At 57.4% G+C, this 6,360-nt stretch carries 5 protein-coding genes; all 5 read right to left on the bottom strand.

Going from position 1 to position 6,360, the window contains the following annotated elements:
* Positions 1-129: 129 nt before the first annotated feature.
* The 5 genes from BUC04_RS23410 to BUC04_RS23390 are packed head-to-tail and all read right to left on the bottom strand — an operon-like array spanning position 130 to position 6,064.
* The gene (locus tag BUC04_RS23410) at positions 130-591 is read right to left on the bottom strand and encodes a hypothetical protein (protein ID WP_067666184.1); all 462 of its coding nucleotides are present in this window, start codon (positions 589-591) and stop codon (positions 130-132) included.
* On the bottom strand, positions 588-2,549 hold the full coding sequence (locus tag BUC04_RS23405; RefSeq protein WP_067666187.1) for a hypothetical protein: 1,962 nt from the start codon (positions 2,547-2,549) through the stop codon (positions 588-590). The genes BUC04_RS23410 and BUC04_RS23405 overlap by 4 nt, the downstream gene beginning before the upstream one ends.
* Positions 2,549-4,366 (bottom strand): hypothetical protein, encoded by a 1,818-nt coding sequence (locus tag BUC04_RS23400; RefSeq protein WP_067666190.1) that lies wholly within the window; start codon positions 4,364-4,366, stop codon positions 2,549-2,551. Before BUC04_RS23400 ends, BUC04_RS23405 begins: the two co-directional genes overlap by 1 nt.
* Complete coding sequence (locus tag BUC04_RS23395; protein ID WP_067666193.1) at positions 4,356-5,825, bottom strand: tyrosine-type recombinase/integrase; 1,470 nt, start codon at positions 5,823-5,825, stop codon at positions 4,356-4,358. Before BUC04_RS23395 ends, BUC04_RS23400 begins: the two co-directional genes overlap by 11 nt.
* Positions 5,826-5,827: 2 nt before the next feature.
* Complete coding sequence (locus tag BUC04_RS23390) at positions 5,828-6,064, bottom strand: hypothetical protein (RefSeq protein WP_067666196.1); 237 nt, start codon at positions 6,062-6,064, stop codon at positions 5,828-5,830.
* Between the last annotated feature and the right edge of the window lie 296 nt (positions 6,065-6,360).

Raw genomic sequence — 6,360 nt, 5'->3', positions numbered from 1 at the left:
CACTGTTACGTAAATTATGAGAGTTGTTGGGTGAATTGCGAATAAAAACACTACCTTAGTGTTATTTCTCATTATCCCCGAACATTTCCACAATTCCTGTGAATAACCGAGCGTATCGAGCGCCACTTTTCACACTCGGCCTTTGTCCTGCAGCGGGACAACCTTCGTGTTATCACGCGCATTCAGCTCCAACTGGAGCTCGTGACAGCGAAACAGCAGAGCGTTCTCACGCTTTACCACGTCATCAGCCAATGCCTGGAAACTGTCCCGCTGTTCACGGTAGTCGCGCTTCAGTTCTGCCTGCTTGTCACGCTCAGCCCTGAGACGGGTTTCCTTGTCCACGCCGGCAGACAGGCTTTCCAGCACACCATCACGTTGCTGCTTGGCCTTGTACTGCTCTATCGCCTCCTTGGCCTCGGTCATCACCTCGGGATACTTGTAGATCAGGCCGTGACTACATCCCGCCTCCTTGTTGATGCGCGACAGGCTGATCTTGCCATCGGCCTTAGTACGCTCGGGCTTGCCGTCCAGCAGCCGCTGAAGCGCATCACGCAGGCGCTGCTCGGTGATCTGGGTCTTTGTGATTTTCATACCACCTCTCCTACATCTGCAATGCCCGGCGCAACGATCTCGTCGGTGAGGGGCTCAAACGGGATCTTGTGCTCAGCCAAGGTTTTCTCGATGGCTTTAATGTCGGTCAAGATGTCCGCCAGGATTGATTTCATGTAATAACGACCCGTGTTCAGGGCCCTGAATTTGCTCACCCAGCGCTGGTGTCGGGGCAGGTAGTTCTCACGCACCAACCGAGTCGGCACTACCTCTTTTTTACAGGTCACGGTTGATTTCTCACTGGCGCAGATCCGGTCGCAGTCCGGGTTAAAACAGAGCCCTGTTGGATGCTCGACCACAGCAATCGTGTTATTGCGCAACATGGTACGGATCTCTTCCCGCGACATGTAGATCTGGCCGGGGTATTTGGCCTGGTGCGCATCGCGCTCCGCCTTGATCCTGCGCCCCTCGAACCCGCCGAGGTTCTCGTCTTCATTGAAGATCTCAAACAGGACATTTTCGTGGATGTCCAGGTTGGCCTGCTCCACTGTTTTACGCAAGTCCTCATCCAACCGGAGATCGAGGATCGCCGCCAGTGACGCGCCATTCTGATACCAGTCTGTCATCGCGGTGTTGTCATGCTTGTACTGGCTACGCAGGGTCATCAGGTTGCCTAGCCTGTTGCGACACAGGAAGACGGCGTAAGTGCGGCGAAAATCGTGGTTGGACAGCTTGGGCAGCAAAGCACCGACCGCTAACTGCCCCTTGCGGGTCGGATTCATGGCATCAAACTCAGCCACATCTTCCGCCGTAGCCCGCACCCCGTATTTCTCGGCAAACGCTGGCAGTTTCCTGTTCAGGCCTGACATGATGACATTTTTATGCTGACGGCTCAGGTCCAGCACCAGAAAGGCGGAAGACAGGTCGTTCATCATGCTGTCGCGCCGAGGGGTCTGAGGTTGGGCCTGCAAAACAGCACGGTAGCGCTTCCGGGCAAATTCGCTCATGTCGTCGGCCAGCTCCAGCGCCAGCTTGACGATGGGATGGGTCACCCAGGACTCCGGCTTGGGCTTGCCAGCTTGCTCGCTCTTGCTTATGCGCCCGTGCAGCACGGGCACCACCTTGTTCTGATAGCTGCGGCTGTCATCGTAGCTACCCTGGTTCATCGACTTACCCTCTTTATCGCGAACACCGCTAAAACCGAGCAGTACCAGCCAACAGGCGACCTGGATTTCCCCGGCGCATAAGGCTCCGGTACCGAGGTAAAAGTCGTCAAACGGCACACCGTGGTCGAGGTTGGACCTCGCCCATTGTGCCATCTTAGATGTATCCTTCCCCCGTGCCCTGCGCTCATCCAACTCGCTATAGAGGGCGTCATAGCCGGCGCTGATGGCGTGGCGGTAGGGGTGGTAGCGCTCGACGATGGCTATCGCGCTGGCGAACAACTTGCTGGCCATGGTTTCCGGCAGCGCGATGTGCTGCTGGCGACGCTTTGTTGTACTGGCGCACTCCTTGACGAACTTCTCGCTGCCGGCGATGTAGTGCTCTATCAGCCCGGCATTGCACAGGTCGCGCAGCACCGACTGGATGTACCGGACGACTCCCGTACTGCGGTTCTGCGCCTTGAGTGCCTTTTTGAAGCGGTCGTAGTGAAGCTCCACATCTAGCTGCGCCCAGTCGGTGCCGCCGAGTGAGTCGGCAATGATTTGCAGGGTGTAACGCTTCACCGCGAGCTCTTTGATGCTCAGTGGTTTGTCGCAGGTAATGGCGTGCAGGGCGCGCTGGATACCGGGCCGACGCGCCGGGTCAATGTGCTCGAAATGCAGCTCCAGGTTGGTTCCGGTGCTGGCAGCGAGCATGCCGTGGTAGTCCCAGGTGATATCGTAGACATAGCTGCATGGCGTGCCATCGGCATGGGTGGTGGCCACGGGAACGCGCTCGACGGCGGTAAAAGGGTGCTCAGACAGCCCCAGAGCAAAAGAATACAGTGTCGCTGTCATCAGGCGTACATCCTCCTTATGTCGTCAATCGCATCGCTGTCGTCATAGAGCGGGTGGGGGGCTTCCCGGTTCATCTCCTCTGCCTCGCGGTAGTTATCCGGCGCCTTTGCCCGGAGCTTGTCGAGGATAATCCCGGTCTTTCGTACGATGTCAGTGAACCGCTCGGAAGGCACGCTGTTGTAGGCCGGACGCGCCAACGCTTCGTGCAGCGAGTCTCGGAACGAGAGCATCATCCAGATATCGTCCGTTTCGGCCACCAGACCATGCGACGGGCACTCAAAGCAGTCGAGAAAATCGATACAGATATCGAGTTTGGGGTTGATATGGCGGTACTTAGTGCGCTGTTTAGCGATCTTGTCGGCCAGCGGTTCCTCGCACCCCAGCCCACTCTTGGTCTTGTTCGGGCGCTGTTTTTTAAACTTGAGGTACTCCAACTCCGTCAGCGGATCTTTGCACTGCCAGGTGGCCTCATCCAGAGCCTGTTTCTTGTCGGTGCCCATTGCCATCTTGTGCTGGGCCTCAAAGGCGCCGGCGTTGGCCAGGTCATGCTGTGCCTGCACCCCGTACAGGTAGTCCCTATTGGTGGTCTCGGCACTGTTGTTGTTGGCATCAGCCACGGCATGCGTATCGTCCAGCACCCGCATAAGCTGCGAGGAACGGGTCTTGCGGAAGACACTGGCCGTGACTTTGGGCAGGCCATGGACCTGCAGCACCTTGTTGATGCATAGTTGCGGCGGCGGACTAGGTTGGCCCCATGAGACCTGCGCGCCGCTCTCTGAAAACCTGGGGAACACCAGCGCGTTCGGGTCATCGTCCGCCCAGGCGCGGGTGGCTTTCAGCCAGCCTTCAATGAATTCCTTGCTGAATTTAGTGAACCCCAACTCATTGTTCTGCTTCTGGCCACCGGCGCGGTCTTTCAGGCTCACCAGGTCGTAGTGGTCACCCGCCGCCTTCTTAAACCCGACATCGCGCCGCCGCAGGTTGAAGAGCGGGGTCGGGTTGATACCAGTGAACATAAAGGTCATCAGCATTCCCAGAGCGACCAGATGATTGCGCCAGTCGCCATTAACGGGGAGAACTCTTTTTTTGGCATTGGCGCGGATGATGCCTATCTCTTTTGGGGTACAGCCAAGCATGGTCAGCCGCGCCTCGTTATGCAGCGGACACACCTCTGGCACTGTTCCCGCCAGGGAGTGCGCCAAGTAGCCGTTATAACCACGGGTTAGGAACAGCCCTGCGCGGGTAAAGCCGTCGTCATCCAGTGTCGGGTGCGGTGTCCGGCTCTTATTCGCGTTGAACGGCGGTAACTGCGCAGCCAGTTGGGACTGCCCACGGCTCTTGAGGATGGCTACCAAACCCGCCTTGCGACGCGTTGCCGTGCCGTGACTGATGCCACCCTGCGCTTTACTCAGTTTGACCAGCCGCTGCAACTCCTTGCCATACCACAGCACATTGCCTTCCGAGAAATCCACTGGACGTTCAGCAGCGTCCAGTGCCCTCACGTATTCACACAAGTTGGTGAAGGTACTATGGGTGGTTTCATTGGTCGGCCACTCACTGAACAGGGTGTACAATTCACGGATTTGCCGGTCACGCTGCATATCCACCAGTTGCTCCGGGTGTTTGAACAAGCCCGCCGCTACTTTCCCACCGCCAGTACTGACCGTTGGGCACCCCCGGTATTTCAACCGCTTGAAGTAGGCTTTGCCTCTGGGTGTTCCGATGACCATCGACTCGATGGAAATCGGCGTGGGCGGCAGCGTTGCCTGCACCTGGCTGGCCGGCAGCTTACGGCTACTCTTCTTCTTAAAGGCCATCCGAAGCCCCTGTAAGGGCAAATGCGCCCTGTTTGAAGTGGAAATCGATCACGTTTTCGAACACCTCCTGCGGACTGCGCCGTCCATTGCGGCGGTCTTGCGCCTGGCGCATGTAGTCGCGGGTCGTGTCTTCTTCGTCGTGGCCGAGGTGGTCCTGAATGTGGCGGAACGCCTTGCCTTCGTCCACGCCGTGATCGACCAGGTTAATCCAGCGCTCGACCGCGTAGGACGGGCGCAAGTTATGCGCCTTATGCTCGAACGGCTCGCCCAGTCCCAACTTGTTGTGGGCCAGCGTGCGGCGGATGTCTGACCAGCGACTGTTCAGGGTGCTCACAGCATACGGCTGGCCGTTTTCATTCAGGAACAGGTAGTAGTTCCCGAACAGGCGCTGGTTAGTGGTAAGCGTGTCACGGTGCTTATTGCGTCGCTTGATGTAACGCGGCGACTGAAGGTAGTCGTATATCTGAACCATCAGCTCGGCAGGCATCTCGATGGTGCGGTGCTTGTCGAATTTGGTCTCCACCCCGACTGAGGGGCCGACATCAATCTCGACATAACCCCTGCGCAACTGACGTTCATTGGGCTTGAAAATCTGGCCGGCACGGAGGGTCAGCGCCTCTTCCCGGCGCAGCCCCGTCCAGCGCATCACCAGAAAAACCAGGCTGAATTCGATGGGGAAGCGGGACAGCACCAACTGCCCATCGCGCTTAGTCAGGATCTTTCGCGTGTTGCGCAGGATGTTGTCCAGTGCCTCCCACTGGTAGGGGGCCAACGCCGTCAGCGGGCTGGGGCGCTTACGACGATCCTTGGGCAGTTTCAGACGCAGGTCAGTGGTGTGCACCTCCATGCGCCGTTGTGCCTTCATTGAGCGGTAGTCATTGCCGACGCTGATGCTGACCAGCTCGTACTGGAACGGGGGGTGCTCAAACTGAAAGCCGTGCTTGATGTAGTGCTTGTAGAAATCGACCACCCGGTTCATGTAGGCATTGGCGGTACTGCGCGCCAGATGCACGTCCGGATCTTCCGACTTGTAGCAATCCTTGAGGCACTGGCGGTAACGGTAGGTCGGGCGCTGATTTTCCCTGAGCGGCATCGCGTTCCAGCTCAAGTACGGCAGTTCATCTTGCCCCAACTCTCGCCGTTCGGCGTTCTTCGCAGCACGGGTGGCGTTTTCGTTAGCCAGAAAGGTGAAGTAATGCTTCAATGCACGCCATGCCACCGATAGGCACTGCGCTTCGTTATAAATCTTCTGATACATCAGGTAGGCATTGGCCGCTTCCACCGGCTCAGAATGCGTCACCTTGCCGCTGTCATCGAACACCACCTGATACAGCAGGGTGATGGGGCCGATTTGCTGCGCCTCACCGATATAGCGCACCTGCGCCTCGCCATTGTCATCGATGTAGACCTCGGGCTGACGGTATTCCCACTCCCTGAGTTCGTAGCTGATGATCTCCATGGTTACAGTCCTGCGCTGACAGTCATCTCACGAAAGCCAATGCGCCGTGCGGCACTGAACGCCGCGTCCAGGGTGGAGAACTCGCGCTCCTGGCCTCGCTGACGTTGGAGCACCACCTGCCGCGACTTCTTATCGGTCAGCACCAAGTGCCAACCCTTGCTGGCCATCGGCACGGGGGTGGCTGTTGCTTGCTTCAGGGCGCCGTCATCAAAGCGCTGTTTCAGTTCAGCTTCCTGCATATCAAATCCCTGGTTTGATGGGTCATATAGCGGTTTTGATCCACAACTCAAATCGCTGATTTGATGTTGCAAATCGGGCAATTGATTTGCCTCTGCGGTAGGAATCACGCTTCGCCAGACCTGGCATTCCGCAAACCAATCAACCCATAGCAGTGGCTTTGTTAGGGAGAACTGGTTGGCTGACTGATGGGCATAAAAAAGCTCCGCCCATGAACCTACATGGACGGAGCTTAACAATGTTTTTCACACTTTTAAATACGTTACGGTTTGTACTCTACTTGAACATCGTAGGAGTC

The organism is Ferrimonas marina, from assembly GCF_900129905.1.
GTDB classification, from domain to species: Bacteria; Pseudomonadota; Gammaproteobacteria; order Enterobacterales; family Shewanellaceae; genus Ferrimonas; species Ferrimonas marina.
Note: the sequence above shows the minus strand (reverse complement) of the source record. Positions and strands in the feature narration are given on the sequence as shown.

Excerpts from the sequence above, each read along its gene's own strand:
- BUC04_RS23410 (WP_067666184.1), bottom strand. The coding sequence starts at position 591 with ATGAAAATCACAAAGACCCAGATCACCGAGCAGCGCCTGCGTGATGCG.
- BUC04_RS23405 (WP_067666187.1), bottom strand. The coding sequence starts at position 2,549 with ATGACAGCGACACTGTATTCTTTTGCTCTGGGGCTGTCTGAGCACCCT.
- BUC04_RS23400 (WP_067666190.1), bottom strand. The coding sequence starts at position 4,366 with ATGGCCTTTAAGAAGAAGAGTAGCCGTAAGCTGCCGGCCAGCCAGGTG.
- BUC04_RS23395 (WP_067666193.1), bottom strand. The coding sequence starts at position 5,825 with ATGGAGATCATCAGCTACGAACTCAGGGAGTGGGAATACCGTCAGCCC.
- BUC04_RS23390 (WP_067666196.1), bottom strand. The coding sequence starts at position 6,064 with ATGCAGGAAGCTGAACTGAAACAGCGCTTTGATGACGGCGCCCTGAAG.